Below are 15,764 nucleotides of genomic sequence, written 5' to 3' on the forward strand. Positions count from 1 at the left end.
GCTAAGCTGGAACGGGGGTTTCAATCCACGCGCCCGCGCGGGGCGCGACAGAGTCCGCCGGCGGTGGCTAAGCTGGAACGGGGGTTTCAATCCACGCGCCCGCGCGGGGCGCGACCGTTCTTCTTCAAGTCCGCGTGGCGCTTGAGGAACTTGAGGCGCTGGCGCGAACCTGTGTTTTCCAGGTCCATCTAACGCGAATGCGGACCGACGGCTTCTCGAAGACATTGAAATGCCGAGGACATTCGGCCCTGCGAACCTCCCCGGGTTTTCCTGCCAGCTCCAGGTTCGCGCTGGTCTCAATCCAGCTCACCTTAGAAGACAAGGGGACCCTCCTGGTCGAGCGTCGGCTTGGCGCCCACGTGCTCCACGCGCCCCTTCCAGTTCGAGCCGAGGAAATAGAACCGCAGGCTGTCATTCTCCGGATTCATTATTGCGATGAGTTTTTCGCGTAGTTTCGTCCATTGAGCCGGATCGACGATGCACTCAAAGACCGAAAACTGGACCCGTTGCCCCCAGTTCTGACACGTCTTCGCGATGTTCCGCAGACGCTTCCGACCTTCCGCGTCCTGGGTGTTCACATCGTAACTCACCAGTACAAACATTCAGCACCTCACCGCCTGATATAGGGCGGGTATCCGTCCAGGTCCCCACGGATGTGGCGCGCCAGCAGCAAGGCCTGGGCGTGCCACAGCAGACCCACGGCCATCTTCTCCTGGAGGAATGGATGTTCCGCCTCCTCCTGCTTCCGCTTTTGATAGGCGAGGATCACCTCCTTTCGCGTATCATCCGTCATGAGCACGGCGCCGGATTCGAGCGTCTCGAACCCCTTTGCCTTCACCTGACCGAGATTGATGAGCGATAGGGCCAGCCGGTCGGCCACTACGGCCCGGAACTCCTCCAGGATATCCAGTGCCAGTCCAGGTCTACCGGGCCGATCGCGGTGCAGGAAGCCGACAGCGGGATCCAGACCCACGCACTCCAGCGCCGCCCGGATATCGTGTAGAAGCAGGGTGTACAGGAACGAGAGCAGACAGTTGGTCGGGTCGAGTGGCGGCCGTCGATTACGCCCCTTGAAACGGAACGCCTGATCGTCCGATGTGATCAGCGCATCGAAGGCGCCGAAGTAGGCAGCGCCGGCCTCGCCCTCGATGCCCCTGACCTCGTCGAGGGTCAGTTCCTGGCGTTCGAGCCGCCGCAGACAATCGGCCAGGCGAAGAGCGGCGGCGCGAAGTCCCTCACCCCTCCCGTCATCGCCGTGGTCACGGGCGGTTCGCAGCAGGACATTCCGCGAATTGGCGAGCTTGCCGGTAAGGACATATCGCGCCATCCGTGTGCTGCTCGCGGGATCGTCGGCCCACCGGTATTGCTCGCGCCGCAGCAGCACGTTGCCCGACACCGGCCCCTGCACGCGGGCCAGGAACCGGCCATTCTCCGTCAGAAACGATACGGCCACTCCATGCTCCGCGCAGTGACCGAGGAGGAACGGGCTGCACAGGACGTTGCCGAAGCAGACGATCCCGCCCAGCGTATGAATGGGGATGTGGGCCTTGTCAACCCCCTCGACCCGCACCTGCACGCACTCGCCCTCTTTCGAGAGGTACGTGCCCTGAGTCATGACAAACAGCGTGTTCAGATGCTTTTTCATGGCTCTTCCAGGACCTTCGTCAGATATCGGGCCACTCGGTTTCCTCGCCCCCCGACACCTTGCGGAAGACAGACATCCACGAGCGAGCAACTGTCGCACTTGGGAGCGTACTCGGGCGGCGGGGTGCGCCCATCCGTCAACATCCGATGTACGGCCGCCGCGACTTCTTCGGTTTCTTGACGCAGCGCGTCGTCGATCGCGACAACTTCGCGCCGTTGTTCCTTACCGTAAAAGAGCGCACCCTCAGGCACCGCAACGCCAAGCATCTCCTCCAGACAGAGCGCCTGGGCGCAGAGCTGCACCCGGTCCCAGTCTTCTTTCTTCCTCCGGCCCCGCTTATGTTCAACGGGGTAGGGTATCCAGCGGCCGTCAGCCTGCCGGTGGAACTCCACCACGTCGGCCTTACCCACAAGCCCGAGCCGCAGGCAACGGATCGGCAGCGCAAAAACTCGTTTCACGTCGCGCCGTTTCTCCGACCCGCCCTCATCCACCCGTTCGTGCAGGATCCGCCCCTCGGCCGTCAGCCTGCTTTCCTCCCAGATCTGCTCCACGTGGATCAGCGCACACTGCCGCGGGCAGAACATGTAGTGCTGCAAGGCCGAGAGCGGGACGAGGTCGGATTCGGGAAAAGTCATATCCCTCTTCCTTCGTTGCGCACTTGGGATTTGACTCGATACAGCCTTTCGGTAAATCCGCCCTTTCGCAAGAACTCTTGCTCTGGGGCGCACGGCCATTCAAAGCTATTTCTGCCAGTCATTGAAGAGAGTGGTAAACGTAACACCTTCAACGATTTTCCCATCGTCAGGCCACGTTAACTTATAGTGACGGTAAGAACGGGGGTACTTTACGTCCGGCCCGTTCGGTTCAAACTTCTGCTCGATCCTGTCAAAGAGCCTGTGAGCCGGGTAGTTACCGAGGCGATGCTCGTGCGTAAAGACTCCGGCAGCCACAGAGTTCATTGCACCAGGTCGGGCACTTGAGAGGTCCGATTCGAACATCTTCCTTAAGGCGTTCCAGAACAGGGCGAGGTCTACCTGGGTGACCAAACTATGCTTATCTAAGCACGGGGAGTAATGCCCCCGGCACTCGTATAGCCCGTAAGGAAGGTATGGCTTGGCTCCTGGCATCGCTGAGATTGCTGTCTTGAGTTCCTTTGATTCTGCTGGGTTTGAGACCCTTGCATCACGGACAATACCCAATGCCTGAGGTGAGATGTCCGATTTCGATTCTGCAAATCCGATTTGCATTGGGCCAACGCACTGCCCGCCATCAAGAAGGAAATCCTTTTTGACTTTTTTATCCTTCTTGAGCTTCGGGGCTGGCGTATCCTCGGGCTCTGCCTGTTGTGTTAGCCCCTCCATCGCCTCGGCTTCTTCGGCATCTTCTTTGCCGACACTGAGGACAGCACCAAATAGGCGAACATCCCAATAGCGGTTACGCATCATTTTTTGGGCTTCTTCCATTGGAATGTCTTTTTTTCCGCCCGCTGTTTCCCGATGTTCGTCGCGAAGAAGTCCCTTATGCTTGACGTAAAGATAAAATCCTTCCTTGCCTTCTGGATTCTCCCGTTCCGTCCCGTAGACCCTGGCTACGAAATCCCGGATTTTACGTTTCAGGCAAACGTCCGTGACCAAACCTCGATGAGACTCGAAATCCTGGCGGGGGGTATTGTCGTTATCCGGGTCTCCGTTAGGGTTGCAGTTCTTTGCCTCAAAGAGTAGAACGAAATCATGTTTCTTTTGGGGATCGAAGACGGGACTGCTCTCGGGTAGTTCCAGTGTGTAGCCCATCTTCTCGGCGAGTTCCTTGTACCAGCTCATTACTCCACCTCCTTTGCTTTCTTGAAGTTCTCGATGTGGCGGTGATAATAACCCTTCCAGAACCAGCCCATTTGCTCTGGGCTGTTCTTTAGCGGGAGGGTGGTTTTGTTCATCAGTTCTTTGATTTTGCCGGTAATCGTTATAGCGATCCCAACTTTGTCCCGCTGTAATTTGGGCAGGTAAATGCTGTTGAGGCGAGTGATCAGGTGCCCGATGATGGACGAGGGCCGGGTTGAAGCTAATCGGGCATTGCCAGCAAGGATTGTCTTTCCCGTGTCCCGACCTATGGCTTCGTTTTGCGCCCAGACGATGAGGTTGAATATCTTCCCCGCGTTGAACGCGTTTTGGTTCTCTGAGCTCAACTCCTCCATGTTGATCACCTCCTTGTTCTGTTTTAAGTGTAGGCAGATGTTAAGGAAAGCCAGCCGATCCATTGCCGTGAAGAGGTCCTCGAGTTCCGTAGCCAAACGGTTGACCAGCCTGGGTAGCACACGCTCCGGACATCTCCCCTGTCCGAGGCTCAGGAGGTAAAGGTCGCGGCAAAGGCTCATTTCGTATTTGCTTAATTCCGCAGGCTTATACCTACTTTTTCTGGGTCGGAGGGAACGGGTAAAATCCTCGATGGAGTAGAACCACTTTTGCTTTTCGCCTAACAGATTCTGCCACTTCCCCCACAGGATGATCGCCTCAGCCGTATCATCCCGCGTTTTTTCAAGCCAGGCGACCACGTATGCCGTTGACTTGTGTGCACCTAACCCGAGGAGATGGAATTTCTTCGTAGCTTCGTTTTGGCGTTGCCGAGTCCAAGGCCTGTTTAGGAGGTCAAGCCACTGCTTTGGGTCATTTCTCTCCCACGATTTGAGCGGAATGTCCCCCCAAAACACGTAGCGATGGCCCCCAATATATTTTCTGCTGTCGGGTTTTGCGATCAGAGCGTTCCACCCCTTGGGCACAAGGTCAGCGCATTCTTTGCAAATCGGTGAGTTGTATGTCTGTTCGAGGCCTCGGGAGGCATAAGCGGCCCGGTTGAAGGAGATTAGCTGGGGTTTATCTCGACCGAACCCGTCTAACTTGCTTCCCATGAGTCGGGCAAGCCTTCTCTCCTTATTACAGACCACGCATTGCCCAGCGATCTCCTCACTTTCAGGTGAACGCCGGCTGTCCTTTTCAGTAGCTTCCTTCGTTCCCTCGTTAGCTGACCTCTTCCGTTTAGGCCAACCATCGCTTAAGTCAGTTCCATCTTCTCCCCAGAATTGGGTGATTTCCTCGTGTTGAAACCAGAGGTCATCGTCCACCAAGACGGCGGCGTATTTTGCCGTGGGAATTTCTTTCGTCTTTATTTCTTCAGTGATTTTTGCAAACGGGTCGGCTTCCTTTTCTATAGTCTCCAGAAATTTGCTGAACGCCCGTAATTTCCTCAGGTCCGCTTCAGGGTTACGGGTCTGAATACGCCTGAGGCATTCCTGGATAAACTCGCGCGTTTGCCCACGCTTTTCCTTGCAAGTGTCTTCTTGTCGTTTCGTTTTCACGTCCGTGGGACGTGGGTATTTAAATCCAACAAGGTGCTCTAATTTGTGAATTCCCAGTCCTGGTTTACCACTCATCGTTGGGTCTATATATGGTCCCCGCACAGTTACGCCTTTTTCCACCGTCTGAAACGTGCTGAAGGTTCCGTCTCCTGTTAGTAGTAGGTAACCAGATATAGGTACTTCCTTAACTCCCAGGGACGCTTGAGAAGAAGCCTCTGGAGGGCGTGCGACTTCAACCAACCTCTGTAGGATCACTTTGTCACCTCCGGCTTAGGAACCTCAAAACGGCCTCCCTGTAAGGAGCACGGAACGAAGCGATACTGCACTCTTTTTGATGCCTCAGGCCGGACGACCGAATGCACGACCGATCCAAGGTCTTGTGTGATATCGAGCCTGTCTTCTTCTGCTCCGTCCCCTGTGCTGAAATAAGCGGGAAATTGCCTCAGGCCGAGATACGGCTGGTGAAAGCACTGCCCGTCATCTAACCGGCGATAAAACTGCGCCTCGATAGCCTTGGGGTTGGTAGTGTTGCAGAATATTTGTGCCCTCGCCCGGATCAGATAACACGGCCACCGTAATATTAGACAGGTTCGTTGCACGCGATGGTCCTCTATGTTGTATTCCCGAGGATGCTCCCTTCCTTCATAAGAGACTTCGTTGAGGGTGATCGGCATGTAGTTCTCAAACTGGGATTCGCCCCTCGGAAGCTCGGGATGCTGTAACAGCCAGATTTCGGTGACCTGCCAGCGGAACTGCGGCTTCCAGTAGATGGCCTCCAAGATGCCCCTTGCCGCACTGGGAGTTAAAAGCGGGTAGCTCACCCGCTCCACCTTGGTTTCTGGACGTGTGAAGCAGGCGTATTTCCCCCAGACCTTTACCTGCACGAGATGATTAGGCATGGTCTTTTCACCTCCTCAAACGATTAGGTCCATTGGGTCCATGACGTCGGGTTCTCCGATGCCCAAATCTGGGTGGTAAATTCCTTTTCTAAGAAGATCCATTCCCAGGATGCTGTCCTTTATGATGTCCTGCCTCTGAAACAACTTCTCGTAATTGTATTGCTGTAGTGAAACTGCATATTGTTGTAACTTCTGCCAGTCACCTCTTGAGACATGGCCTTTTGCGTGAACTCTGGCGAGGATGCCGGGAACTGGAGAGCCTTCTTTTGGGTAATCTTGAATGACCACTGTATAGGTTTTCTTGATAAACTGGTACGAGTCATTGACCGTTGGGTAATCAAGTTGTTTTCTGCGGTCTTGGATATTCTTTAGGTCAGGCTTGATGCCCCGATAGAAAGCTTTGAAGAATCTCTCGTAGAGTTCCGGGTCGTGAAGGTTTGCGCCGGGCTGACGCAGGACAATTCGCGCAGCTTCCATTGCGAGGCCGTATTCTCCTCTTGGGGCTCCTCCTTCAGAGGGCAGAAACACTCTTACGAAACCCTTCCGGGATCTCCCCTCCCGGTTGCAGCGTCCTGCGGCTTGGACGATCCGGTCAAGGGGGCCGAATGCCCGGTATACGACCGGGAAGTCCAGGTCTACTCCTGCTTCGACCACCTGGGTGGAGATTACGCAGCATTTGTGCCCGTTCTTTAGCTTCAGCCTTATCTCAGCGAGTTTCTCTTTGCGGTGTGCCGGGCATAGCAGCCCCGACAGGTGGTAAGGCTCCAAGTCTTTGAGCTCTTTCCACAGATTTACTGCGTCCTTTTTTCTGTTGAGAACGACTAAGATTCGGGGCTCTTTCCGAATATCCTCAGCCAGTTCCTTCCAGGTCATCTCTCGATCATCAAACTGGTACGTTACTCGCTCGAGATCTCGGAAATACTGAGTAGGGTTATCGAGGATTTCGGCAGGCTCTTTCAATTTTACGCGCAGAGAAGACCCCGGTCCGAATGCAGGCTGGGTAGCCGTGGAGAGGACGACCGTAACGCCGAAGTACCTTACCAGGATGTTCAGCATATCCACCGTCGGTTCCAGAAGACGAGGAGGGAGCGTTTGCGCTTCATCCAGCACGATCACGCTGTTCGTGAGATTGTGTAGTTTTCGACACCGGGACCGTTTATTGGAAAACAGGCTTTCGAAGAGTTGTACCGTGGTCGTGATGATAACGGGTTGCTCCCAGGTAGCCGCTGCTTCGCGCCTTCGTCTGCTTTGTTCCGAGGAGTCTTCTTCCGTGGGATCAATTTCTACTCCGGAGTGGTGTTCAAGGAGGGCCTCTTTTGGAAGGTAGTCACGGTACACTTTAGCGTTCTGATCAATGATTGAGGTATAAGGCAGAGCCACAACAACCCGTTCTAGTTCGTTCTTCTTGGCGTGCTCTAAAGCGAAGGCCATCAAGGCGTAGGTTTTTCCGCATCCTGTTGGAGCCGTAAGTCGGTACACACCCTGAGGTTGCCGAGCTTTCTCAAGACACTTCTCGTAGACCTCTCTCCGAATCCGGTTTAATTCTGTAGGTTCTGCGTCATTAAATTTTGATAGATATTTCATCTGGAAATATTCTGCGCACTCCGGGATGGAGGATCGGGCCGGTGGTTCAGCAGGCTCTTGCTTATCGTGTATAGCCGTACTTCTGGAATCCGCATCCACTAAGCAGGAGAAGAGAAATCTTAAGACAGTTTCTTGAGCCAACCAATCCGTTTGAAAACGCTCTGGTAGTTCAACTTGCCGGAGATATTGAAGAATGAACTCCCCGGCTAACTTCTGAATTCCCTCCGTCTTTGCTTGATGGCGTCTAAGAAGACCGTCCATTTCGCGCATCGCATAAATCCCGGCGTGATGCCCAGCGACAATGGGTCTGATAAACTCTAAGGCCTCTTTGCAGAAATAGCACCCGTATACGGAGTGCGGTATCTTTATATGGGGTTGGCCTGGCGAGTCGGCTTTGCACATTCTCAGATACTTCTGGAATTCGGGATTGACCTTTCCGGCATCATGCAGGAGTCCGGCGTCATACCCGAAATCGCCCATCTCGAATTTAGAAGCCAGCTTGCACGCTCTGCAGGCGACATCAAGCAAGTGATCGGCCAGACGATGCCATTTGTTATCTTGATTCGGGGTATGAGCGAACAGCTCTTCCCATTCAGCCGCTAGGTCTGTCTCTGTCATCCTTTTGCCTATTGAATCTACTGAGGGTTCATTCCCCGCGGCTTGCCGCGCAGATTTCTTTTTGCTCTGGTGTTTGATGCCCCGCAGCTTGCTGCGGGGTAGTTCACTTGGGCGTCGTATTTCTTTTCGAGTTCATGCAGACGCCGAGCCAGTTCTGCGTTGGAGGCAACCATCCGACGCAGCCGCACGAAGGCCCGCATGATCTCGATGTTGCGAAAGCCGATGCGATGTCCTGCGCCCTGTGATGCTTGACATATCGCCATCTCTGCGGTATGTTTTTCCATATGAAGACTACGCTGAATATCGATGATTCCGTCATGGCCCTTCTCAAGCGCGAGGCGGCCAAGCAAGGGCGGACGATGTCCGAGATGGTGGAGTCCGCGCTTCGCCTGATGTTTCGCGCCCAGCGGAGGCGGAGCAACCTCCCTCCGCTGCCGACGTTTCGAAGCGGGGGCCACCTCGTGGACGTCGCGGACCGCGAAGCGCTGTATCAGGCCATGGAAGGCCGGTAGTGTTTGTCACGGACACGAACGTCCTCATCTACGCCGCCGATGCGGATTCCCCTTTCCATCGCCAGTGCCATGCATGCCTCCAGGACTGGCGCGTTCAGACTTCGGCCTGGTACCTGACTTGGGGCATTTTGTACGAATTCCTCCGGGTGACGACGCACCCCCGAGTTTTCCGGCAGCCCTGGCCTGCGGCACGCGCGTGGGAATTCATTGAAGCATTGCTGGCCTCCCCCGGCTTGGGCATCCTCGTCCCCACGGACAGGCATCCTACGGTCGCCGCCGAGGTATTCGGGGAGCTCCCGCACCTCGCCGGGAACGTGATACACGACGCCCACACCGCCATTCTGATGCGCGAGCACGGGATTCAGCGCATTTACACCCGAGACACCGACTTCCACCGCTTTCCATTCCTCGAACCGCTCGATCCGACGACCTAGATCCGCAGACAGCCGGAAGCCGATGCGTTTAGGCCGTGGCTTATCCGGCGCGGCGTCATGAGCTGTCGGATGGCATCAAAGACGACCTGCAGGGATGTTCACAGGTACCTCTCCTGGCGCCTTCCCTGTTGCGAGAGATCGTCCCAGTGTGATACATAATATAAGGAGGTCACAGCAAATGCCAGCCAAGGTCACTGCCGTGTTCCGGGACGGGGTATTAAGGCCCACCCGCAAGTTGAAACTGCAACCCAATGAGAAGGTAACGCTCCAGATTCTCCGCCAGGAGAAAGCAGCCGTTACCGAGGACCTTGGCCCACTTGCCGGCGCCTTCCCCGAACTTGTCGCGCTCAGCGATAAGGATTTGACGGCAGCCAAGCAGATCTGGGCTCACCGCCTGGACAAGCACGTTCGGACGCTCCCTCGCAAGGGCCCCCGACGCTGACCGAGATACCCGAGATGCATGACCGGATCCTGGTGGCTGAGACCCTCGCGCGGAAAGCCAGTCTCATCACGAGAGATCAAACCATTACCAACTCCAGAATCGTTGCCACCGTTTGGTAGGCAGCGTTCAAGCACCAAGGGCACCAGTTCACGCGTTGCCTTTCGAGTTTTCACGAGTCGGAATGCGGTTCTTCCTCGACCGTAAATCCCCAGCAAGTTGTCGCCCGTGTTAACTTTCGCCTCCCTGCCCCCGACCAGGGGTCACGCCCGGTCACACCCACCGGCACTGCCCCCCTCACCCCCGCCCTCTCCCTCCAGGGGAGAGGGGAACGTAAGAAGGGCTGCGCTCCGCACCCAGAGGGAGTACCCTGGGTGAGGCTGGAGGGGAGGGACACCTCGTCTGCGTGGGGCAGAGCCGCTCCGACGTATAATTGTTAGTATCCCAGCCCACTGTGACATCCGGGGTCACTTCCGTTGGGAATCGAAAATCTCCTTTGCTCAGCGTTGCTGCGATACGTCGTTCGCCTCTGTCTTCTTCGATCCACGCACCGCCGATCGTGAGCGTCCCTCAAGCATTGCGGATTGCAGAATCCGCCGGGCCTGCTCGCGGACCTTTTCGGCAAGGGCTGCGGGCTTCCGCACCTGTACCTCACCGCCGAAGCTCAGAATCCATCCGACCAGTTCAGGCGTGTCTGCAACCCTGAGGATCATCTTCAGGCGCCCGCCCTTCTGCGGCGTCAGGGTCTGGCTCCGGTGCCACACCCGATCCTTCACCCACGGGGCGGCGGCTTTGCTGAACAGGAGCTCGACCGTGACCGGTTTCCCCCGCATGACCACGAGAGCATCTTGCACATGCGCCTCCAGATCGAAGCCGAGCGGCATTTGATAGGGATGATCGGTGACGGTAAGGGAGCGGATGCGGTCCACGGCAAACAGGCGCACCTCGCGGCGCCAGTGGCAGTAGGCAATCAGGTAGAGGGCGCCGGCGACATACCAGAGGCGATAGGGATCGACCTCTCTGCGCGTCGTGGCGTTGCGGGACGCAGAGTAGTATCGAATCTGAAGGGTACGCAGGTGAGCGATCGCCTGGGTGACGCGATCGATCGTGTCCTGGTGTTGCCGATAGTTCTTGTGCGGGCCGAGCCCGACTGAGAAGAAGTCCTGCATCTGCCTGACGTAGGTCTGCCCCTGAGGGGGCAGGGCGGCGGTGGCCTTATTCAGGGCGGAGTCGAGGGCGCCCTTGATCGCGGTTCCTTCCAGAGGTTTGAGCAGGTCACGGCTGAAGGTCAACGCCATGAGTTCGGTTGGGGAAAACGCAAGGGCGGGGACGTGCCGGAAGCCATCCATAAGTCGCCAGTGGGTGTGGCCGTCGACGCGTTCGGTGATGAGCGGGAAGCCGGACGCCTCTAGCGCCTCCAGATCCCGGCGGAGGGTGCGGGGGTGGCGCCGGTAGTCGTCCGGCAGGCTTTCTGTGAGTTCCTCGATCGTTACGCCACAGGCAGACTCCAGCCTCCGCAGGAGATGCCATTGTCGGATCACCTGGTCGTTGCGCGACACTGCTTCTCCGTCATGTCTGTGCTACGGCGTTGAATCTACTGAGGGTTCATTCCCCGCGGCTTGCCGCGCAGATTTCTTTTTGCTCTGGTGTTTGATGCCCCGCAGCTTGCTGCGGGGTAGTTCACTTCCAGTTCTTCGTCGATCGCAAATATTCGGCATGTTGTTGCCCGCGTTAGCATTCGTCCCCCTGGCCCGGTCCAACGCCCCGCCCGGGCAGTTCCTCCATCACCGCACTGACACGCGGCGCAGCGTCACCATAATCGACCAACCCCCCTCACCCCCACTCTCTCCCTCCAGGGGAGAGGGATTTGGTGGGGCTCGCGCGCCGGTTCGCTTGAACCATTGCTGCCATGATGGCCCCACGCTCGGTGAAGGCGATCACGGTGTGTGTGATCACCTCCGCCTTCTCTGCCACCGTCAGGCGGAACATGAAATCATCGGGAAAGCGTTTCCGGGTTCGTTCAATGTTGGGCGCTGGACTCAGAACTCCCCGTAAACTCATCGCTTATTAACGGTATCATAGTTTAACGGACATCGACTAAGAAAATCTCCCATCGCCCCTCTTTGTCAAAGAGGGGTTAATCCTACCTACGGCAAAGGGAAAGCAGGGGGCGAGATGACGCGTGGCGCAGGCGCCCCCTCCGATAGCCCGAGTCTGCCGCCTCTCAACGCGGAAGCCGATCGGCAATGGGGACTGGTCGGGCAACCATCGTCCCACCCGGCCATCCCCTGCAGTAGCTCTACCCGGCTGCACGTAGTGGTTCGGGTATGCTATAGTATCGTTAACCGGGCCGACCTTTCTCTCAAGGATGTGCAATGGCCTCTATTGACCTGACGCAACAGTCTACGGAGATCCGGCGTCTTGCGGCCGCACATGGGATCGTCCGCGTGCGAGTGTTCGGATCGCGCGCGCGGGGTGAAGCCAATGCGGCCAGCGACCTCGACCTCCTCGTGGACCTGGCCCCCGACCGTGACCTGCTGGATCTTATCGCCTTCAAGTTGGACGTCGAAGACCTCTTGGGGCGTCGCGTGGACGTTCTTACCGAGGCGGCCCTGAGCCCGTACCTCCGGGATGGGGTCCTGGCAGAGGCGAGACCTTTGTGAAGGACGCAGCCGTCTACCTGCATCACATCCGGGATGCCATCGCCCGCATCGAGAAGTACACAGCCCAAGGGCGCAAGCCTTTCTTCGACGACACGATGGTTCAGGATGGAGTCATCCGTAATCTGGAGGTGATCGGCGAAGCGGTCAAGAACCTCCCTCCCGAGTTGAAGCGTCGGTATCCCGAGATACCCTGGCGGAGTATCACCGCGTTGCGAAATATCTTGATCCATGAGTACTTTGGCGTGGATATCGAGATTGTCTGGCGTGTCGTTCATCGGCGCATTCCCACGCTCAAGCGTCACGTCGAGGCCATGCTCGCCGATTAGGGGCGTTGTTGGCTCGCAGTGGAGTTGGTGTAGTTCGGCGTTCATAATATGTTTCGCCATAATGGGCTGCGTTGCACCGCGACCGATTTCTCCCCTGGAGTAAGGAGACACTCTCATGGCTCTCATCAGGATTCGCGCAGTCGAGCCCTTGGAGGGGTTTCGTTTGCGTCTCCACCTCACGAACGATGCCGTGATCGACCGGGACATCCGTCCGCTCATGAACGGGCGGATCTTCGAAGAACTGCTCCAGAACCCACAGAGGTTCCGGGAAGTCCACGCCGAGGGCGGAACCGTAGTCTGGAGCAATGGCGCCGATCTGTGTCTCGACGTCCTCATCTGGGGTGGACCGCCGCCTCTCGCTGCCGACCACGTTCCCGTCTCTTTGTCTACCCAAACTCCACGTGCCTGACTCGCTTTGAATCATCGCCTGTCTGTCTCTGGCTGAAGCTCCGCCCGGTCAGTCCTCCGATCATCGCTTCCCCCTCACCCTGGCCCTCTCCCTCCAGGGGAGAGGGATGATAGAAAGGTCGGCGCGCGACGCAGGCGCCGCGTCCGATACGACGGTCCCGCCTCCTCCACGCGGAAGCCGATGCGTTTAGGCCGGGGTTCCGGCGGCGTCATGAGCTGCCGGATGGCATCAAAGACGACCTTGAACTGGGCGTCGTATTTCTTTTCGAGTTCATGCAGCTTGCGGGCGAGATCCTTGTTCGTTGTCAGCATTTCCCGAAGCCGAACGAAGGCCCGGACGACTTGCACGCTGGCCTGAACCGCAATTGGCGTGTTGAGGACGCTCGCCAGCATGATTGCCCCATACTCGGTAAAAGCGTAGGGGAGGGCAGGGGAGAACCTGAGTCGTCGGAGGTGATCACAGTTTGTGATCACCTCTGCCTTCTCCGCTACCGTCAGGCGGAACATGAAATCTTCGGGGAAGCGTTCCCGGTTCCGTTTCACTGCTTGGTTGAGGACCCGCGTCGATACACCATAGAGAACTGCCAGATCAGCATCCAGCATTACACGCTGACCGCGGATGAAAAGAATAGATTACTCGATGCTTATCGCTGGACTCAGAGCGCTCAGTGAACTCATCGGTTATTAACGGTATCATAATTTAACTGACACCGACTAATAAAATCTCCCCTCGTCCCTCTTTACCAAAGAGGGGTCAATCATCCCTTCGACAAAGGGAGGTGGGGAGGGATTATTCTCCGCCTCAGGGATGGTCGAAAACCCTCGCCTTCAGGCGAGTCCAGGGGTGTGGTAGTATGGTCGCGTGCCAAGCTACCGGAGTGGGCCGCATAGCAAACATGACCTCAAGTTCCACCTTGTCTGGGTCACGAAGTACCGGAAACCGGTCCTCGTGGGGCCCGTGGCCCTCCGGGTCCGCGATCTGCTCCGCGAGATTGCCATGGAACATGAGCTGACGATTCTCTCTGGCAAGGTCGCCCGCGACCATGTCCACCTCCTGCTCGCCTACCGCCCGCACCAGAGCGTCAGCCAGATCGTCCAGTGGCTCAAAGGGATCAGTTCCCGCATGCTCCTCGAGGAGTTCGCCCACCTCCGGAAACAGTTTTGGGGCCGTCACCTGTGGGCCAGGGGCTACTTTGCCGTGACCTCAGGGACCATCACCGATGCGCTGATCAAACAGTACATTGCCGAGCAAGAAGGAGAACCGCTCCAGGACGACAGTCGATTTCGAATCGACGACGGTCCGAAGCTACCGCCTTCCAGGCGGTAGTTGTTCACTTGGCGGAGCGCCTGCACTCGCGGGACCAGTGGACCCCGTGGAGCGTGGTTACGGGTACTTAGCACTCTGGAGCTTTCCTGGAGAAACGTAACTTTAATGTGGTGCGCTTCTCTGCTATGATATGGTTTGTGGCCGATGATCGAGAGTACCTGGAGAAGGTCCGCATTGCGTTCCGGACGGCGCATTACGAAATTTCCCGGCACGCAACAGCTCGAATGCTCCGGCGCGATATTCGCACTGATGAGATTGAAGACGCTATGGGCCGCGCAGAGATCATCGAAGACTATCCTGACGATAAATACGGTCCAAGCCTGCTCCTCCTGGGATTCACGCGAGACGGACGTCCTCTTCATGTTCAGCTCGCCCGTTCGAGAATGCGGATCGTGACTGTCTATGAGCCCGATCCAACGGAATGGTTGAACTGGCGAATTCGGAGGTCTTCTCATGGCTAGTAAGTGTCCTGTGTGCGGCGGTCTTGAAGAACCTGCCCACGTTACCTTCGCAACCACAGTGAGCGGAGCCCTTGTGTCTATCGAGGGCGTGCCCGCACTGGTGTGCCGCCAGTGCGGCGAGGAAACATTCTCGGCGGAGACAGTCAAGCGCATCGAAGCGCTGCTCGCTTCGCACCCAGCCCCCGGACGTGTCGCTGAGGTACCCGTCTACACCCTGGATGCCGCGTAGTTGCTCGTCTGAAAGCAGTGGGACGTTGTTGCTCACGTGACCTTTTACCTCCCCGCTCCCGACCGAAGCCTCACCCAGGCAGACCCGATCACCGCTTCTCCCTCACCCCCGCCCTCTCCCCTAAAAGGGGGCGAGGGATGTTGGAATAGGCAAGCGGCGCAGGCGCCGCGTCCGATACGACGGTCCCGCCTCCTCCACCCGGAAGCCGATGCGTTTAGGCCGGGGTTCCGGCGGCGTCATGAGCTGCCGGATGGCATCAAAGGGGAGGGGACGGGTGGGGGAAATTTGCATGATGCATGGGTAGCATGACCATTTGACTCGGAATCAGGGTCCGCATCCCTCGTCGTGAGCCTTTGCTCCAGAACGGCGCGATCCAGAGCAGGGCGGCGCTCCTGCATGTCCAGGTTACGCAGCAGAGAAGAGTGGCTCCATGGACACCTCCACGTCCTTCTTCTGCACAACCTTGGAGGCATCGAGGATCTCGATTTCCAGAGGTTGTCCTTTTGCCGATAGGTGCACGATGACCCCCTCGGCGATATCTCGCGAATCAGTGGGCTTCCCTTCTCGCAGTTGGATGGTGAGTACATCCGCATCAGGAGCATATGTGATCTTCATGTGTCCTGCCTCCCTGAAAGTAGCGTTCCGCAAATGGATGGTACACGGTGATCAGCACCGGCATATCTCCCTCATATTGATACACTGCCCGGCGACGTGGCTTCCAGACCTACGATGGGCGATAAAGCGGCTCCTGTGGCCCAGGAGAACCTCCTCTGGAACAAGCAGAGCCTGACTTCCGATCTGTGAGCCGCCATCGAGCGATCCTGTCCAAGACATGAAATGTAAAGAGAATTGAAACAGTCTTCCCATCGG

The 15,764-nt window shown here is 57.2% G+C and carries 20 protein-coding genes and 2 pseudogenes; 10 read left to right on the forward strand and 12 right to left on the reverse strand.

What is annotated here, in order from left to right:
- A partial coding sequence (locus KGL31_07685; GenBank protein MDE2321782.1) for a hypothetical protein occupies nt 1–192 on the forward strand: 192 nt, incomplete at its 5' end.
- Between the two features lie 119 nt (nt 193–311).
- Here KGL31_07685 and cas2 read toward each other — a convergent pair.
- From cas2 to KGL31_07725, 8 genes are all read right to left on the reverse strand, one after another.
- Complete coding sequence (cas2, locus tag KGL31_07690) at nt 312–602, reverse strand: CRISPR-associated endonuclease Cas2 (protein MDE2321783.1); 291 nt, start codon at nt 600–602, stop codon at nt 312–314.
- 8 nt (nt 603–610) lie between these two features.
- Nucleotides 611–1,645, reverse strand: coding sequence for a type I-C CRISPR-associated endonuclease Cas1 (cas1c, locus tag KGL31_07695; GenBank protein ID MDE2321784.1), 1,035 nt, complete (start codon nt 1,643–1,645; stop codon nt 611–613).
- Nucleotides 1,642–2,280: a CRISPR-associated protein Cas4 gene (cas4, locus tag KGL31_07700; GenBank protein MDE2321785.1), complete on the reverse strand. Its 639-nt coding sequence runs from the start codon at nt 2,278–2,280 to the stop codon at nt 1,642–1,644. Before cas4 ends, cas1c begins: the two co-directional genes overlap by 4 nt.
- 105 nt (nt 2,281–2,385) lie before the next feature.
- Nucleotides 2,386–3,465, reverse strand: a complete 1,080-nt coding sequence (locus tag KGL31_07705) for a type I CRISPR-associated protein Cas7 (GenBank protein ID MDE2321786.1) — start codon at nt 3,463–3,465, stop codon at nt 2,386–2,388.
- The gene (locus KGL31_07710) at nt 3,465–5,249 is read right to left on the reverse strand and encodes a type I-C CRISPR-associated protein Cas8c/Csd1 (protein ID MDE2321787.1); all 1,785 of its coding nucleotides are present in this window, start codon (nt 5,247–5,249) and stop codon (nt 3,465–3,467) included. The genes KGL31_07705 and KGL31_07710 overlap by 1 nt, the downstream gene beginning before the upstream one ends.
- The gene (gene cas5c, locus KGL31_07715) at nt 5,246–5,893 is read right to left on the reverse strand and encodes a type I-C CRISPR-associated protein Cas5 (protein MDE2321788.1); all 648 of its coding nucleotides are present in this window, start codon (nt 5,891–5,893) and stop codon (nt 5,246–5,248) included. Before cas5c ends, KGL31_07710 begins: the two co-directional genes overlap by 4 nt.
- A gap of 15 nt (nt 5,894–5,908) precedes the next feature.
- Nucleotides 5,909–8,095 carry a CRISPR-associated helicase Cas3' gene (cas3, locus tag KGL31_07720; protein MDE2321789.1) on the reverse strand — a complete coding sequence of 729 codons (2,187 nt, stop codon included), beginning with the start codon at nt 8,093–8,095 and terminating at the stop codon, nt 5,909–5,911.
- Between the two features lie 17 nt (nt 8,096–8,112).
- Complete coding sequence (locus KGL31_07725; protein ID MDE2321790.1) at nt 8,113–8,358, reverse strand: hypothetical protein; 246 nt, start codon at nt 8,356–8,358, stop codon at nt 8,113–8,115.
- Nucleotides 8,359–8,379: 21 nt separating this feature from the next.
- On the opposite strand from KGL31_07725, the gene KGL31_07730 reads away from it, so the two are divergent.
- The 3 genes from KGL31_07730 to KGL31_07740 all read left to right on the forward strand — a co-directional run bounded on the left by KGL31_07730 (nt 8,380) and on the right by KGL31_07740 (nt 9,483).
- Nucleotides 8,380–8,607 carry a ribbon-helix-helix protein, CopG family gene (locus KGL31_07730; GenBank protein MDE2321791.1) on the forward strand — a complete coding sequence of 76 codons (228 nt, stop codon included), beginning with the start codon at nt 8,380–8,382 and terminating at the stop codon, nt 8,605–8,607.
- On the forward strand, nt 8,607–9,041 hold the full coding sequence (locus KGL31_07735) for a PIN domain-containing protein (GenBank protein MDE2321792.1): 435 nt from the start codon (nt 8,607–8,609) through the stop codon (nt 9,039–9,041). The genes KGL31_07730 and KGL31_07735 overlap by 1 nt, the downstream gene beginning before the upstream one ends.
- Before the next feature lie 178 nt (nt 9,042–9,219).
- Complete coding sequence (locus tag KGL31_07740) at nt 9,220–9,483, forward strand: DUF104 domain-containing protein (GenBank protein MDE2321793.1); 264 nt, start codon at nt 9,220–9,222, stop codon at nt 9,481–9,483.
- 584 nt (nt 9,484–10,067) lie between these two features.
- Here the strand turns inward: KGL31_07740 and KGL31_07745 are convergent.
- Both KGL31_07745 and KGL31_07750 read right to left on the reverse strand, forming a co-directional pair.
- Nucleotides 10,068–11,039: pseudogene (locus tag KGL31_07745) on the reverse strand (WYL domain-containing protein).
- A gap of 274 nt (nt 11,040–11,313) precedes the next feature.
- Nucleotides 11,314–11,541 carry an ORF6N domain-containing protein gene (locus KGL31_07750; protein MDE2321794.1) on the reverse strand — a complete coding sequence of 76 codons (228 nt, stop codon included), beginning with the start codon at nt 11,539–11,541 and terminating at the stop codon, nt 11,314–11,316.
- Nucleotides 11,542–11,855: 314 nt separating this feature from the next.
- On the opposite strand from KGL31_07750, the gene KGL31_07755 reads away from it, so the two are divergent.
- The 3 genes from KGL31_07755 (at nt 11,856) to KGL31_07765 (ending at nt 12,878) form a co-directional block, all read left to right on the forward strand.
- Nucleotides 11,856–12,143 carry a nucleotidyltransferase family protein gene (locus tag KGL31_07755; GenBank protein ID MDE2321795.1) on the forward strand — a complete coding sequence of 96 codons (288 nt, stop codon included), beginning with the start codon at nt 11,856–11,858 and terminating at the stop codon, nt 12,141–12,143.
- Nucleotides 12,140–12,469, forward strand: a complete 330-nt coding sequence (locus KGL31_07760; GenBank protein MDE2321796.1) for a DUF86 domain-containing protein — start codon at nt 12,140–12,142, stop codon at nt 12,467–12,469. The genes KGL31_07755 and KGL31_07760 overlap by 4 nt, the downstream gene beginning before the upstream one ends.
- Before the next feature lie 115 nt (nt 12,470–12,584).
- Nucleotides 12,585–12,878 (forward strand): DUF2442 domain-containing protein, encoded by a 294-nt coding sequence (locus tag KGL31_07765; GenBank protein MDE2321797.1) that lies wholly within the window; start codon nt 12,585–12,587, stop codon nt 12,876–12,878.
- 74 nt (nt 12,879–12,952) lie between these two features.
- On the opposite strand, the pseudogene KGL31_07770 reads toward KGL31_07765, so the two are convergent.
- Nucleotides 12,953–13,555, reverse strand: a pseudogene (locus KGL31_07770) (ORF6N domain-containing protein).
- Between the two features lie 184 nt (nt 13,556–13,739).
- Between KGL31_07770 and tnpA the strand changes: the two are divergent.
- From tnpA to KGL31_07785, 3 genes are all read left to right on the forward strand, one after another.
- Complete coding sequence (gene tnpA / locus KGL31_07775) at nt 13,740–14,204, forward strand: IS200/IS605 family transposase (GenBank protein ID MDE2321798.1); 465 nt, start codon at nt 13,740–13,742, stop codon at nt 14,202–14,204.
- Between the two features lie 125 nt (nt 14,205–14,329).
- Nucleotides 14,330–14,665 carry a DUF4258 domain-containing protein gene (locus KGL31_07780; protein ID MDE2321799.1) on the forward strand — a complete coding sequence of 112 codons (336 nt, stop codon included), beginning with the start codon at nt 14,330–14,332 and terminating at the stop codon, nt 14,663–14,665.
- A complete protein-coding gene (locus KGL31_07785; GenBank protein ID MDE2321800.1) occupies nt 14,658–14,894 on the forward strand; it encodes a type II toxin-antitoxin system MqsA family antitoxin in 237 nt (78 codons plus the stop codon). The genes KGL31_07780 and KGL31_07785 overlap by 8 nt, the downstream gene beginning before the upstream one ends.
- A 405-nt stretch (nt 14,895–15,299) precedes the next feature.
- Here KGL31_07785 and KGL31_07790 read toward each other — a convergent pair whose 3' ends face one another.
- Complete coding sequence (locus KGL31_07790) at nt 15,300–15,509, reverse strand: DUF2283 domain-containing protein (GenBank protein ID MDE2321801.1); 210 nt, start codon at nt 15,507–15,509, stop codon at nt 15,300–15,302.
- Between the last annotated feature and the right edge of the window lie 255 nt (nt 15,510–15,764).

This window comes from Candidatus Methylomirabilota bacterium (assembly GCA_028870115.1).
Classification (GTDB): domain Bacteria; phylum Methylomirabilota; class Methylomirabilia; order Methylomirabilales; family Methylomirabilaceae; genus Methylomirabilis.